Raw genomic sequence first — 14,948 nt, 5'->3', positions numbered from 1 at the left:
TTATGAGAAAATTATTGATAGGGATAGCACTCATGTTATCTAGCGGGATGGTATGTACTGTTTTTGGACAACAAACACCCGTATTTGCTAATTATAATTATAATACGGTAGTGATTAATCCTGCGCATGCCGGTTATTATCCCGATGCCGATTTAACCTTAACGAATTTAGGGTATTTTAATCAGTTTGAAGGTAGTCCAAAGAATATCGGTTTAACTTTTAATACGCCTTTAAAATCGGAGCGTTTTGGACTTGGAGCAGGTGTGTATAGCGATAAAATCGGAGTAAGTCGTACCTCCAGTGCATTTGTGTCGTATGCCTATAAAATATTTTTTAAAAACCCGAATAGAGGTGGTCGTTGGTGGACTTATAATCCTAATGTACTGTCTTTTGGAATTACCGCAGGTATGGCTATTTATAATGAAAACTTATCGGAATTAAATATTTCAAATGATATAGAATTCGCTAATAATGTAGGTGCTACCATTCCAACTTTAGGAGTAGGGGTGCTCTATAATCGCGAACATTTTTATCTGGGTTTATCGGCACCAAACCTTTTAAGTGATCACTTATCATCTGATGATAGCGTAAATATCGAAGTGAGTAATCCGTTTTATGCTTATGCGGGATATCGTTTTTATGTAACTCGTGCGAAGCGTTTCTTGGTAAAGCCTAGCGTACTAACAAAATATGAACCTGGCGCTCCAGCTCAAATTGAATTGAATACCATAGTTAACTATGAAAATAACTTAGAGCTAGGGGTTGGGTATAAAACCAATGAGTCCCTCAATGTTCTTGTTGGATTTCGAATCACCAACCATTTAAAGTTTGTTTATAATTATAATCAAACATTAAGAAATATGCCTGTTAATAACACCCACGGTATTGTTTTAAGCTACCGCTTTGGTGACGGTTTTCGTAGGTATGATAAATACTATTAGTTCGTGACTAGTGCTCTATTTTAAATCGTAATTAGTGTACCCCTTTTTTAGTGCATATTTGGTTAAACCTGCAAGGTTTTTAACCTGAAGTTTAGACATGATATTTTTTCGGTAACTTTCAATGGTATGCTTGCTTAAAAAGAGTTTATCTGCAATTTCCTGACTTGTACATTCTTCCGCGATAAGCGTAATCACATCGATTTCTCTTTGCGTAAGTGTAATGGCTTCTTGCTGTTTTTGGGAGAATTTATTGTCTAAATAAATTGCTTTTATGGCTTCAGGGAAATATTTTTCTCCGTTTACAATGGTTTTTATAGCTTTTAGAAAAACTTCTTTTTCGGCATTTTTGGGCACGTAACCATCAACATCTTGATCGATAAGAGTATTAATCATATGCGCATCGTTATGCATGCTTACCACTAATGTTTTAATCGAGTTATGATGTTGTTTTATAATATGGTTAAGTTCTATACCACCTAATTCTGGCATCGAAATATCAGTGATAATTAAATCTATCTTCTCATTCGGGTTTACTTCTAGATATTTTACAATGTGCCTACCGTCTTGCGCGGTAAGTAAAATATGGTAATCTTTTTCATGACTAAGAATACTAAGTAGACCATCCAGGAACATTTTATGGTCGTCTACAATAATGAGGTTATAGGTCATTTTGGGCTAAGGTTTGGGTTGGGATTTCAATATTTATTATAGTGCCACGATTTATTCTAGAATCGATACTCAGGCTGCCTTTTATTTTTTTTAATCTGCTTTTTATGTTTCTAAAACCAATGCCATCGGTGGCGTTTTTAGTTTCAAAGCCTAAACCATTATCTTCAAATAGCATACTAAGATGATCTTCAAATACATTTAATTCGAGGGTAATGGTTGATGCTTTTGCGTGCTTAATGGTATTAGCGATAAGTTCTTGAATAATTTTAAATATTTCAATTTGTTTGGTCTCCATTAAAGCATCAATTTCTGCTCTAGGGTATACCGAAATAGTTGTTGTTAGGTTACTACTGTTACCAATATTGTTAAAGTATTCCTCTAGAATGTTACTAAATTTTTGCTCTTTAAATTTTTTAGGCATTAAATTATGAGAAAGGTTTCTAACCTGCTCGTAAGTATCGTCTAGTTGTGTGCTAATCGTTTTAAATAGAGGAGCATTATCTAGATTTGATGAGTTGTTAAGCTGTAATTTTATGGCGGCTAAATTCCCGCCAATACTATCATGGAGTTCTTGTGCAATACGTTTACGTTCTTTGTCTTTTCCTTCAACAGCTGCGTTAATTAGTTTTAGTTTTTGATCTTTAATTAATGCCGCAATTTTTTGTGCGCTAATTTCTTCACGTTGTTTGTTGAGTTCGTGTTTTGTTTGTTGTTTTTGATAATAGGCGATAAGCAAGCCAATAACGAGAAGCAACATGATTATAAACGAATAGATTATAATATTCCGAATGGTTTTTTGTCGGTTAGCTTCAGCCTGTTGAAGTTCGCCATCCTTTTTTAATATGATATTTTCATTTTGTATTCTTTCTTTGGTATTGGTAATTTCTAGTAAGGTATTTTCATTTTCCTGCTGCTTGATTTGTTGTTTTAAGCGTAGGTTTTTTATGGCTTCCTTTTGATGTTTTAATTCTAAATCGCGATGGGCATTTTCTATTGTTAACAGCTTAATTTCTTTTTCTTTTTTTAGGGTTTGGTATTTTACTTCCAGAATATTGATGTCTTCATCTTTTTGGAGCTTATGAATAGAGTCTTTAAGCTGTGATGATTTGTTAGAAAAATCAAGGGCACTTTTATAATTTTCTTTCTTTACCGCAAGGAATTTTAAGGCATTGTAAATATCCATTTCATCGGCAAGAAGTCCTAAAGTTTTAGCGTCGTGTAGGGCAGATGAGAGGATGAGTTCGGCATCTTGATACTGGCCTAAATATGTGTAAATACCGCCTAAGTTATTTTTTGCGGTTAGGGAGATGGTATGTAAATTAAATTCTTCCGCGATTGTAATGGCACGGGTGTATTGAGTTATAGCCTCTTCGTATTTACTTAATTTTTCATAATTAATACCTAAGTTAAGGGCAATAACGGCATGAGCTTGACCAGACTGGCTTTTATCAGCTAATTTATTGGCTTTTTCTAGATATGAAATGGCGGTATCAAATTTGTTAAGCTGCGTATATATGTCAGACATGTTAATGTAGCTGCCCAAAATAAGTTCGGGGTCCTTATTGTACTGTAGACATTCTTTAAAATGTATTAGGGCTTCCTCGTAGTTTTCAAGAGTGCTATAGGTTAATGCTAATCCATGGATATGCGTATAATACAAATCGGTTTCTTCGAATTTTTGCGTTTCAGAAATACCTTTTTGATGCCATTTTTTACTTTCATCTAGCAGCCCTTTATTCTTGTAATTTATGGCGAGAATGTTGTATGCAATGGCGTTACCACGGGCCCTTAAAGAATCGCTACTTTGAGCATTATACTTTAAGGATTGGTTGACATAGTAAATAGAAGAATCGATAGCCGTTTTATTCTTGTAATAATACGCTAAGAGTAAATTGGTCGCCGTTTTTGCGTAGCTTGTTTTACTGGTTGCTAATAAGTGGTTGGCAGTTTTTACAATATGGGGATCACCGTTATTAAAATCTTGAAAGGCTTTTAAAACAAGAGCTTTCTCCTGATCTATTATAGGAATGCTTTTCTTTGAAGCTGTTCCATCGATATCGGTATCTTGGGCAACTCCAGTTAGCGATAGACTCAGTGTCAATAATAGAATAAAGTGACTTAAAAATTTAGGCATTTTTGATTTGGCTGGGGCGTTTAAAAATTCCTAAAATTAGCTGTGCTTTATCATAAACTAGTTTTCTTTAATCTTTTATAATAGTGTGAGGGGGCGAAATTACATGATCAAAAATAGAGTTTTTTAAATTAATGGTTTTTTGGAAGAACCATAACTAGTTATTTTACATTTATAACTTGGGTGTTTGAACGTAATTAGTTAATCAAATGGATAAAATAGGCTGGTTTTAATGTGGTGTATGAAGGGGCTTAGGGTATAAACAAAAAGAGCCAGTTAACAAACTGGCTCTTTTTGAATTCTTTAAATTACTTTTCCCAAGCAAATGATTGGAAGGGTTCATCAACAGGTGTTTCGGCAATACTGTTGGTATAGTTGCTTATTACCTTTTGAGATAAACCTAAAATGATTTCTAATAAATGTCTTTCATTATAACCAGCTTCGTAAAAGGTTTTAATGGCGTCTTTTGACACTTTACCTCTGTTTTTAGTTACCAAAAGAGTCATGTTATGTAACGCTTGAAGTTTTTCGCTAGGTAATGCTGTTTGGTTTCTTAATGCTTCAGTAATGGCATCGTCCACTTTCATTTGTTTAGCGATACCTGTATGTGCAGGAACACAGTAGTGACAACCGTGTTCTACGTTAATCGTTTGCCATACAACTGTAAGTTCGTCCTTATCAAATGAAGATTTTGAAAACAGTTCATGTAGTATTTGGTAGCCTTCTAATAAACCTGGAGCGCCTGCTAAAACCCCGTGTAAATTTGGAATAAATCCGTAGGCATCTAATGATTTCTGAAGTAAAGCTTTGCTACCTTCTGGAGCTGTTTCAATACTGTGATTTGTTAAGGTGGTACTTTTTTCTTTTGTGCTCATAATCTTTGTTTTTAAATTTTATTATTGTTTTATTTCTAAACAATCGTTTAGAAATGGGTTAAAAAAATATTACAGCCTATTAAAGGTGTGTTCTATATAGTTTTCCAGTTGTGCTGAGGTAAAAACTTTCGTGGCAGAGGCGAGTCCGAACATCGCTATAATTAAAAAATCGGCTTGTTGCTCAATGGTTGCTTCCTTATTTGAGGCATCTTGTTTTAAAACATCCGCAAAAACTTGTTTGACTTCACCTGTAAAGGTTGATAGGACGTTTTTTATTGCATCGTTGGCACCATCTCGTAATTCGTTGGCGGTATTGGTTACCAAACAGCCTTTGCCGAATTCGTTTTCTTTAGCAAATTCAATAAAGTCATAAAAATATTGTTTGATGCCTAGAACCCCGTTTTTCGATTGCTCTAATGTGTCAATTAAGATGTTTAACTTTTGCTTGTAGCATTTTAAACTCTCTAAAAACACGCCGTTTTTATTTCCAAAACTGGCATAAATGGAAAACTTATTAATGCCCATTTCCTTTTCAAGCATTTGCATAGAGGTGGTTTCATAACCGTTTCGCCAAAATAAATTCATGGCTTTTTCGATAACCTCTTCCTCTCTATATGCTTTTTGTCTGGCCATACTTTTTTAAATACAGGACAAAACTAAACAATCGTTTAGAAATAAAAAAATATTTAACGTTTTATTTGGTTTGTGGGGTACAGGTGTCGCTATTCTATGAGTTTTATTTTATCAGAATGTCCATGTCTTGTTGAGGTTTTTGGAAGTTTAGTAAACAAACAATACCCATAGATACTCTTTTTAATCTCATCCTTTAGATTAGGATTTCATTGTTTTAAAATTCACAATATATATCGTGGCTTTGGATTTAACTTGTTTGTGTCTGTATATTAAGTTGTTGCGTTTTTTTGTGTATATTTATTACATTAATTAATAAAATTTAATGTTTATGAAAAAAATTAAACTTTTATCCATGCTGCTTGGTTGTGGTATGGTATTTAGTGTGTATGCACAAAAAAAACCTAATATCCTTGTTATTTGGGGCGATGATATTGGTTGGAGTAATGTAGGTTTTAATAACAACGGTATGATGGGATACAAAACGCCTAATATTGACCGTATTGCTAAAGAAGGCGCCTTGTTTACCGATTGGTATGCACAACAATCTTGTACAGCTGGTCGTGCTGCTTTCGTTTTAGGGCAACACCCATTTAGAACAGGATTACTTACTATTGGAATGCCTGGTGCGAAGCAAGGGATACAAGATAATCAAGCGACTATTGCCGAAGTTTTGAAGCCACATGGTTATGTGTCTGGACAATTTGGTAAAAATCACTTGGGCGATCGTGATGAGCATTTACCAACGCAACATGGTTTTGATGAATTCTTTGGAAACTTATATCATTTAAATGCAGAAGAGGAGCCAGAAGGTTATTACTATCCAAAAGATCCAGAATTTAAAAAGAAATATGGACCTCGTGGAGTGTTACATAGTACGGCAGATGGTAAAGTTGAAGATACAGGTCCATTAAACAAAAAACGAATGGAAACTGTAGATAAGGAATTTGAAGCTGCAGCCATTAAATTTATAGAAAAAGCGCATGCCGATGGTAAGCCGTTTTTTGTATGGTTAAACTCTACTAGAATGCACGTATGGACACACTTATCGGATGAAAGTTATGGAAAATCTGGAATTAGTATTTATGGAGATGGGATGTTAGAGCATGATGCTGCTGTAGGACGTGTTCTAGATAAATTAGAAGAATTAGGCATTATAGATAATACTATTATCATGTATTCTACCGATAATGGTGCAGAAAAATTTAGCTGGCCTGATGGTGGTTCTACACCTTTTGCAGGTGAAAAAGGAACGACCTGGGAAGGTGGTTTCCGTGTACCATGTGCTATCCGTTGGCCTGGTGTTATCGAACCAGGAACCGTTTATAACGACATCTTTTCTCATGAAGACATGATGCCAACATTAGCTGCTGCAGCAGGTGAACCTAATTTAAAAAAGAAAATGTTAAGCGGGTATAGTGCAAATGGTAAAACCTTTAAATCTCACCTAGATGGGTATAACTTATTGCCATATTTTAAAGGCGAAGTTAAAGAAGCACCTCGTAAAGAAATTTTTTATTTCGATGCTGCCGGTAACCTAAACGCGATACGTTATAAAGATTTTAAATTGCATTTTACAATTATGGAAGGTGCCATTAATGAAGCTTATCGTAAAACGCCTAGCTGGCCAGTTGTTATTAATTTAAGAGCAGATCCCTATGAGGTTTCATATACGTCTGGATTATATTTAAAGTGGTATGCCGAAAATATGTGGATGTTTGTACCAGCACAACAATTGGCTACCAATTTCCTTTCTACATTTAAAGAATACCCTCCGGTTAAAGGTTCTTCATTGTCTATTGATGAGGTTGTACAAACAATGACATCAAAACCACAAAATTAAAATAAATTCTAGTTAATATTTTTTAATTTAAAGAATGTAAAAGGGTAGTCGTCCAATAGGTTGACTGCCCTTTTTTATAAAAAAGGCTAAAGCTTGGTGCGAACCAAGGTAAATGTCACTTGATTTTAATCCTCATTTTTAAAAACCTGTATCATTATGATGAAAAAAAGTATCTACATAATTATTTGTTTATTATTTATACAAATAGCTACAGCTCAAGATGCTAATAATCCTATAGACCCTAGTCCTACTTTTGGAATCTGGAATCGCTTTTATGCTGACGATTATTCACGATTACAGATACTAGGAAACATAACCTTAAACAAATGGTTTGTTAGAGTTACGGCAGAACAGCAGTTTAATTATAATTCTGGTAATGAATTTAATGGCGCCAATTTATTAGTAGCCAGATTATTTCAGTCTAAAAATGGAAAGCATCAATATGGTGTTGGTGGTGTGGTTAGTTATATTCACAATAGTGGTATGGCCGGAGGTGTTAATTTCGTTTCTGTAAGTAAATTTGGAGCCTGGAAAGCGATTACTTTAACAACCCTTCAAGGTGGCGACGATATATTTACTATGGAATTTCAGCCAGGTTTGTATAAGGACTTCGATAAAGGTTGGTATTTTAGAAGTCATCCGCGTATGTTATTCAATTTTGTTAACGGACAGCATGAAGTGCCTTTAGGTGCTGGTATAGGTAAAATATTTAAGCCTTCAAATACGGTTTTCAACCTCTTTTTTGAACCTCAATACGATGTGGTAAATGGCAGGTGGATGCTCTATACAGGGCTTAAAACACTGTTTTAATTTGTTAATATCCGTTGAATTACTTGAGGTTGTTTAAATCTATTTACAAGAGCGAATTTTTGTCATAAAAAAATGTGATGTAATTACAGATAATTGTATACTTTTACAAGGTTGTTTTAAACAACATATTAGTATTGGGGATGTAGCTCAGTTGGCTAGAGTGCTTGACTGGCAGTCAAGAGGTCACGGGTTCGAATCCCGTCTTCTCCACTAATTTTTATAAGGGTTTATAGCGTTTTTAATGTTGTAAGCCTTTTTTATTTGCCCACAGTTTACAGATTTGTAACCGTTTGTTCGCAGAAGTAATCTCTAGAGGAACATTATTTAACTAAAAAAGTGTAATTCTCCTTAAGGTATTGATTATAAAACCTGCCAAATGAGACACTATCCGGAAATCTGTGTAAGTTCAAAATATCATTGTGAGGGTATTCATGCTTATGGGTATTAAGTAATTGATGTAATTAGTAGTGTTAATATTTTTGATTAATTGTAATATAAATTACAGTTGTTGCCAACTTTTTCCTTTTTATAATTTTCTTCTTGAAATGATTGACCATACCTTTTGATTACAAAAATTTTTTTGTTTTCAATTTTTGAAAACATTTCAGAATTGATGATTTTGATATTCTTATGTTTTTGGAAGTACATTATTGAAATAATTGGACAATCATCATAAATTATTGCCTCATCATTTGGGTTTAAATGATTTTCGATGACTTTGTTAACATGATGATAGTTGAAGCATTCTTCATTGACAAAGGAATTGAAAACATATTGATTGTAAAGAAATAAAATGACTGAAGCAATAAAAAATGTGTTTATGAAATATTTATTTGTTCTAATAGTTTTTGAAAAAATAAAAACACCTATTAATAAAGGTATAATGTTAGTCATATAACGGTATGTGTCAAACAATATCATTTTTTCTCCATTAACAATAAACTGACTTCTATAGTGAAAGGAATATAAAAACAAAAATAAAATGGAAATTAATAAGATGTATAATGAAAGTTTTGAATGTCGTTTTACTAGAAAAAGTAAACATGTGATAGTGATGTAGCCTTCAATATTAAAGAAAGAGAAAAGATACACGGGAAGCTGTTTGGTTAGATAATCAAAACTAAAAGTATGTTTGTTTAATTGAGCAGTCTCTATAAATTCAGTATAGAATGGGTTTAATAATACAATTAACACAATGGATAATAAAAAAGTGAAGGCTATTTTAAAATTCTTTATGTTTATAAGGTTTAAGTAAATAGGTATAAAGGAGTAATAAATTAAATTCTCCCGTTTTAATAAGGACAAAATGAGAGTTAAAGTAATTAAAATTATTACTTTATAGTTGAGAGGTGTTTTATGATTATCATATAGTGTTGTGAAGAACAATAGACCTATTGAAAAAGATAATGTTTCTATTAAAGAGCTGTTAAATACATAGATAAAGGGTAAGCTTGCAAACAAGGATGATAATATCAGCCATGTGTTTTTTTTATTTGTATATATGTTTTGAAAATAAATTAGTGAAATAAATAAAATACTTCCGTTTGCTATAATATGTAGTTGATAATATTTGGGGTTAAATAAAAAATTGAAAATTTTTAAGAACAAAGAATAGCTTCCATAATGACCAGAAAATGATGAGTATTTTAGGCAGTTGCCATTAGAGTAAAAATCACAGCCTAAAGTTCTAAAATAATTATAATAATCTAAAAAATTTGATTGGTTAGCAATGAAAGAATTTATAAAAGCATCTTCGTACTCAAAGCCAAAAAATGGAAGGTGCCAGGTTAGTGAATACAATGTTAAAACCCCAATGAATGTAGGTATATATTTCATATATTTGCAAATATAATTTAACGCGCTAAATCTATGAGTAAATTATCAAAAAAAATAACAGCCATAATAGCTAGTTCAATTGCAGCCATTAGTTCTACAGATTCTTTTGCTGCTATCGAGAATTTAAGTGAACTAAATTCTAGTAATAATATTTCTGAATCTAATAAAGTTAGAAAACCTCAGTTGGTTCTTAAAGTTAACTTTGAAAATACGGAAAATAGTCAAGCTTCATTCCATTCTTCACATAGATCTCACAGTTCACATAGATCTCACAGTTCACACTATTCTAGTAGATATTAGTAATGAGTACTATTGAATTAAAACTATCCAGTAAGATATACTCTAAAGAAGGTATTTCGAAATGTTTGTATTGGTATTCAGATGATTACGATATAAGTATGGATTATAGAGAAGACTATTTTTTTATTAAAATAACTTCTGTAAATAAAGAATTAGACGATAACTTTAAGAAAGTCTTAAATAAAGATTTGTTAGATTTTAATCTACGTCAAATAGTAAAAAATGAAACTACCCCAATCAGGGAATTAATTATAGCTAAGGCCTTTTCAAACGGTGAATATGATGAAGAACCTAAAGGGGATATGATGGATCCATTAGGAATAAAGTTTATATGATGGATGCTGAAATAGTTAAAAGAAGAAAAGCCTTTCGTGAATTTCAAGATTTTGATTATTATGATCAATCAAAGGGGCATTATTATTTAATGCCTTTTAATTTTCACAGAATAAATGATGAGAGGGAAGTTCTAGTAAATGAGGTTGGTGATTTTTTGATGGTAGATAATGGTACCTTTGAAAAAATTGTAAACAGAAAAATTAATAAATATGACGACAAGTCATTGTATGAAGATTTAATAAGTAATTTTTTTATATCAGAAGAAGTTTACTCTCCAAATATAGACCTATTATCAAATAGGTATAGAACTAAAAAATTATTTTTAGATTCATTCACTGCTCTACATATTTTTGTAATCTCACTTAGATGCGAACATACTTGTAGTTATTGTCAAGTATCAAGAGTCACTCAAAACAAAGATAAATTTGATATGAGTATATCTCATATAGATAAAGGTATCGACATTATGATGAGGTCTCCTAATAAATATTTGACAATGGAATTTCAAGGAGGGGAAGCTCTTTTAGCTTTTGAAAATATTAAGTATGGAGTAAAAAAAGCTCAAGCAGAAGCTTTAAAGTTTGGTAAAGAAATCAATTATGTTATTTGCACGAACCTTGCTTTAATTACTGAAGAAATTTTATTTTGGTGTAAAGAAAATTCGGTCTTAGTATCAGCTTCTTTGGATGGACCTAAACATGTTCATGATACTAACAGAACTAAACCCCATGCCAGTAGTTATGATTTGGCTATAAAGGGAATTGAGTTGACGCGAAAGATATTGGGTGAAGATTCTATTTCTGCGTTAATGACTACAACAAGCCATTCCTTAAAATATCCGATAGAAATTGTTGATGAATATTTAAATAGAGGTTTTAACGGCATCTTTTTAAGAAATATTAGTCCTTATGGTTTTGCATTAAGGACAGAAAAGAATAAATATAATACACAAGATTTTTTAGATTTTTATAAGGTAGCCTTAAATAGAATCCTAGAAATAAATAAAACAGGAGTATTATTTATAGAAGAATTCACAAGGCTTATATTAACTAAAGTACTCACTCCTTTCAATGTCTCTTTTGTTGATTTGCAATCTCCAGCCGGACTAATTAATGGTGTGATTGTGTTCAATTATGATGGTGGCGTTTATGCTACAGATGAAAGTAGAATGCTTGCAGAGGAAAATGACCATTCATTTAGACTTGGAAATTTAGATGATAGTACCTACGATGAAATATTCTATGGGAATAAATCTCAAAGAATTGCACAAATATGGGCAAATGAAACCATAGCTGGCTGTGCTGATTGTGCATTTCAACAATACTGTGGTGCTGACCCTGTGCATAACTGGGCTACCCAAGGGGATGTCTACGGTTATAGACCTAACAGTAGTTTCTGTCAAAAAAATATGGAAATTATAAGATATGTTTTTGAATTAATGGATTCTGATACTGAAGTAAAGAAAATTTTTGAAAACTGGTTGAAATAATTATGAAATTACATATTAAGGGAACTCCAAAGAATGTTAATGAAATTTTAGTATTAAAAGTAACTAGGTATAGAAATAAATTAAATGATAGCTCCTATTGCCTACTAATTGACGATTTTAGTGATTATAATGGAGATTCTATTGCTATAACAACAAGAGAGGAGCAATTGACTTGTTCGAAGCAAATTTATGTTAAAACACTAGATCATTTGTCAGAAGATGATATTGTTTCTATAGACAAAAGAGGAAACATTCGCACTCTTTATAGGGTTAATTCAAGGCAAAATTCACTGTTTGTAACTGAAAGATGTAATAGTAATTGCTTAATGTGTTCCCAACCACCTAAAGATATTGATGATATAATGCATCATCATAATATTCATAAAAAATTAATACCGTTAATTCCTAAGAGCTGTAAAGAATTAGGAATTACTGGAGGTGAACCTACTATTTTAGGAGATTTATTCATTGAATTACTATCAATACTAAAAAACGAATTACCTCAAACTGAAATACACGTCCTAACAAATGGAAGATCATTTGCAATAAATGCTTTGGCTCAAAAAATTTCGGAAGTAAATCACCCTAGAATCATGTTTGGCATTCCACTTTATAGTGATTATTATCAAATTCATGATTACGTTGTACAATCAAAGGATGCCTATTATCAAACTTTAATGGGAATTTCAAATTTAAAAAGATATGGAATTCGAGTTGAATTAAGAATGGTCTTACATGAAATTACAATATCAAGATTAGAAAATTATTCAAAATTTATTTATAAAAATTTACCATTTGTCGATCATGTAGCTTTCATGGGCTTAGAAATTATGGGATTTACAAAAGCAAATTTGGATAAATTATGGATTGAACCGAGTGAATATATTATTCCACTTGAAAAGGCTGTTTTGTATTTGGCTTCTAAAAAAATTAATGTTTCAATATATAATACACCATTGTGTTTATTACCATTTACGTTATGGGAATTTGCCGTAAAATCGATTTCTGATTGGAAAAACATATATTTTGATGAATGTGAAAAATGTGCTGTTAAAGTACAATGTGGAGGCTTCTTCAAATCTGCTGAAAGTAAACGTAGTAATCAAATTAAAGCATTTGACACTGTTCCTGTTTTTTTATAGCATAATTTAAAATTATGATTATTGTTGTACTACCTGCTTATAACGCACATCAGACCTTAGAAAAAACTTATAATGAAATACCTTTTGATGTTGTTGATGATGTGATTTTAGTTGATGATTGTAGTTCGGATGATACTATAGAATTAGCGAAGAGACTAGGGATTAATCATATATATCGACATGATATCAATAAGGGTTATGGAGGAAATCAAAAAACTTGCTATAATCTCGCTTTAAAATTGGGGGCTACTATTGTAATTATGTTGCATCCTGATTATCAATATACTCCTAAATTAATTCCGGCTATGGTTTCAATGATTCAAACAGGTATCTATGATGTTGTTTTTGGTTCTCGAATGTTGGGGAAACAAGCATTAAAAGGAGGTATGCCGACTTATAAATTTATTCTTAATAAGATTTTGACACTAGGACAAAATATTATAATTAACCAAAATCTGTCTGAATACCATACAGGATATCGAGCTTACTCTAGAAAGGCTCTTTGTGGTATAAACTATAATTATAATTCTGATGATTTTCTGTTTGATAATCAAGTAGTTTGCCAAATACTTTATTCTAATTATAATTTAGCCGAAATATCATGTCCTACTAACTTTTTCAGAGAAGCTTCTTCAATTGGTTTTGCAAAAGGTGTTAGATATGCTTATGGTGTAATAGTTACCTCATTCCTATACAGATTGAATAAAATGAAGTTAATAAATTCTGCTATTTTTAATAGGTAAATTTATTGAACTACAGTGTTTTAAAATTAATTTATTGGGATGGAATAGTTCAAGGAGTTATTCTTTATTTTCTTCTTTAAGCCTTCGAAACTAAAAAGAAGATAAAATAAATAGTTGTTTCTCAATTTTGTTCAGCAATTTCATTAGGGATGTTCGAGGTATTTAAAAATTTTTAAAATTATATATTTATAGCCTTCCAAATTCATCATGCCATGTCCTGCCTAAAAGCTTTATAATACTTTAGGAAAAACAACCACTCTATTTATCCAAAATTAAATTTTAAAAGTTTTCTGCTTATTAAGGCTGGCGCTTGGGGCACAATTGTAGACTTAAAATCACTTTGTAATTGCTGTATTCAAGGCTAACCATCCATTATAAAGCTTCAAACCAAACTGGAGTGGCAAGGAATTAACTAAAAATTAAGAAATGTGGGGAATAATTAGATGTAAAACTATTAGACCATTTGATTATTGCAAAAGATGATTACATTAGCTTTTTCCATAAAAACCAAAAATAAAATTGATCTTAGAAGAATTTAAAAGTTTACAATCCCATGGAATTTATTCAATAGACAAAGTTGAATGGTGGTTGTTAAAACATGAAACACATTATAAAAATTTAAAAGGGTATTGGTATTGTCCTAATCCAGATTGTTTGCATCGCATAATACAACACTGTTCATGTAAAACTAAACATGATGAGTTTAAATTTTTAGAATTGTTTGAAGCGTTAGATAAACTTTCAAATTATCGTAAAAGTGAAAATTATGCTAAGCAAGAATTAATTAAATATCATACGATAAGTCATGATGAAAAGTTAGTTGCAAAATGGTTGGAAGAAAACGACAAAGTTGGTGAAGCATGTTTTTTCTTTTTATTTGAACATCAAGGCTATGATTCAAATCCAGTTCATTTATTGGTAGTAAGAGAAAGTCTACTAGGTTATAGGGTATATGTTGACAGCAATGACTTTAAAGGTCTAATAGAATTCATGGAGATATTTATAGACTTAAAATATAAGGATGATGATGAAGTAGACTTTTAATTTGGGATAAACAAGGTCGAACATAAAAGTCTGAAAATGATGATATATCAGATAATCATAAATTCTAGTTCAATGTAATTAAATGGTAGTTATTTATATAATTTTATATTAATCTATGAATGGCCATGGTAGGCCATTTGTTAATACCTTCCATTCATT

The 14,948-nt window shown here is 31.7% G+C and carries 14 protein-coding genes, 1 tRNA gene and 1 pseudogene; 11 read left to right on the top strand and 5 right to left on the bottom strand.

The annotated features are described in order from the left end of the window. Positions 1–2 precede the first annotated feature (2 nt). Positions 3–941 carry a PorP/SprF family type IX secretion system membrane protein gene (locus tag JJL45_RS02660; protein WP_068600809.1) on the top strand — a complete coding sequence of 313 codons (939 nt, stop codon included), beginning with the start codon at positions 3–5 and terminating at the stop codon, positions 939–941. 15 nt (positions 942–956) lie between these two features. On the opposite strand, the gene JJL45_RS02655 is transcribed toward JJL45_RS02660, so the two are convergent. From JJL45_RS02655 to JJL45_RS02640, 4 genes are all read right to left on the bottom strand, one after another. Then, complete coding sequence (locus tag JJL45_RS02655; RefSeq protein WP_068600815.1) at positions 957–1,610, bottom strand: response regulator; 654 nt, start codon at positions 1,608–1,610, stop codon at positions 957–959. After that, positions 1,600–3,744: a tetratricopeptide repeat-containing sensor histidine kinase gene (locus JJL45_RS02650; protein ID WP_068600816.1), complete on the bottom strand. Its 2,145-nt coding sequence runs from the start codon at positions 3,742–3,744 to the stop codon at positions 1,600–1,602. The genes JJL45_RS02655 and JJL45_RS02650 overlap by 11 nt, the downstream gene beginning before the upstream one ends. A gap of 305 nt (positions 3,745–4,049) precedes the next feature. Continuing rightward, entirely contained in the window at positions 4,050–4,616 is a 567-nt protein-coding gene (locus JJL45_RS02645; protein WP_068600817.1) for a carboxymuconolactone decarboxylase family protein, read from the bottom strand. Between the two features lie 69 nt (positions 4,617–4,685). Next, on the bottom strand, positions 4,686–5,249 hold the full coding sequence (locus JJL45_RS02640; RefSeq protein ID WP_068600818.1) for a TetR/AcrR family transcriptional regulator: 564 nt from the start codon (positions 5,247–5,249) through the stop codon (positions 4,686–4,688). A gap of 328 nt (positions 5,250–5,577) precedes the next feature. Between JJL45_RS02640 and JJL45_RS02635 the strand changes: the two genes are divergently transcribed. The 3 genes from JJL45_RS02635 (at position 5,578) to JJL45_RS02625 (ending at position 8,109) form a co-directional block, all read left to right on the top strand. Further along, positions 5,578–7,089, top strand: coding sequence for an arylsulfatase (locus tag JJL45_RS02635; RefSeq protein WP_242521408.1), 1,512 nt, complete (start codon positions 5,578–5,580; stop codon positions 7,087–7,089). A 156-nt stretch (positions 7,090–7,245) separates the two neighbouring features. Continuing rightward, positions 7,246–7,899 (top strand): hypothetical protein, encoded by a 654-nt coding sequence (locus JJL45_RS02630; protein ID WP_202664228.1) that lies wholly within the window; start codon positions 7,246–7,248, stop codon positions 7,897–7,899. A gap of 136 nt (positions 7,900–8,035) precedes the next feature. Continuing rightward, positions 8,036–8,109 (top strand) — tRNA-Ala (locus JJL45_RS02625). Between the two features lie 273 nt (positions 8,110–8,382). Here JJL45_RS02625 and JJL45_RS02620 read toward each other — a convergent pair. After that, positions 8,383–9,735 carry a hypothetical protein gene (locus JJL45_RS02620; RefSeq protein ID WP_068600821.1) on the bottom strand — a complete coding sequence of 451 codons (1,353 nt, stop codon included), beginning with the start codon at positions 9,733–9,735 and terminating at the stop codon, positions 8,383–8,385. 33 nt (positions 9,736–9,768) lie between these two features. On the opposite strand from JJL45_RS02620, the gene JJL45_RS02615 reads away from it, so the two are divergent. From JJL45_RS02615 to JJL45_RS02590, 7 genes and pseudogenes are all read left to right on the top strand, one after another. Further along, complete coding sequence (locus JJL45_RS02615; protein WP_068600823.1) at positions 9,769–10,035, top strand: hypothetical protein; 267 nt, start codon at positions 9,769–9,771, stop codon at positions 10,033–10,035. 2 nt (positions 10,036–10,037) lie between these two features. Continuing rightward, positions 10,038–10,370 carry a His-Xaa-Ser system protein HxsD gene (hxsD, locus tag JJL45_RS02610; RefSeq protein ID WP_082935818.1) on the top strand — a complete coding sequence of 111 codons (333 nt, stop codon included), beginning with the start codon at positions 10,038–10,040 and terminating at the stop codon, positions 10,368–10,370. Continuing rightward, entirely contained in the window at positions 10,367–11,860 is a 1,494-nt protein-coding gene (gene hxsB, locus JJL45_RS02605) for a His-Xaa-Ser system radical SAM maturase HxsB (protein ID WP_202664227.1), read from the top strand. Before hxsD ends, hxsB begins: the two co-directional genes overlap by 4 nt. Before the next feature lie 2 nt (positions 11,861–11,862). Then, positions 11,863–13,002, top strand: a complete 1,140-nt coding sequence (hxsC, locus tag JJL45_RS02600; RefSeq protein ID WP_068600828.1) for a His-Xaa-Ser system radical SAM maturase HxsC — start codon at positions 11,863–11,865, stop codon at positions 13,000–13,002. 14 nt (positions 13,003–13,016) lie between these two features. After that, the gene (locus tag JJL45_RS02595; RefSeq protein ID WP_068600829.1) at positions 13,017–13,745 is read left to right on the top strand and encodes a glycosyltransferase family 2 protein; all 729 of its coding nucleotides are present in this window, start codon (positions 13,017–13,019) and stop codon (positions 13,743–13,745) included. Positions 13,746–14,187: 442 nt separating this feature from the next. Then, a pseudogene (locus JJL45_RS16295) lies at positions 14,188–14,262 on the top strand (hypothetical protein); the annotation flags it as partial. A gap of 2 nt (positions 14,263–14,264) precedes the next feature. After that, the gene (locus JJL45_RS02590; RefSeq protein ID WP_068600831.1) at positions 14,265–14,789 is read left to right on the top strand and encodes a hypothetical protein; all 525 of its coding nucleotides are present in this window, start codon (positions 14,265–14,267) and stop codon (positions 14,787–14,789) included. The last annotated feature ends 159 nt before the right edge of the window (positions 14,790–14,948 follow it).

This window comes from Tamlana sp. s12 (genome assembly GCF_016767215.1).
In the GTDB taxonomy this organism is placed as follows: Bacteria; Bacteroidota; Bacteroidia; order Flavobacteriales; family Flavobacteriaceae; genus Pseudotamlana; species Pseudotamlana agarivorans.
This window is presented reverse-complemented; position numbering and strand designations above follow the sequence as displayed.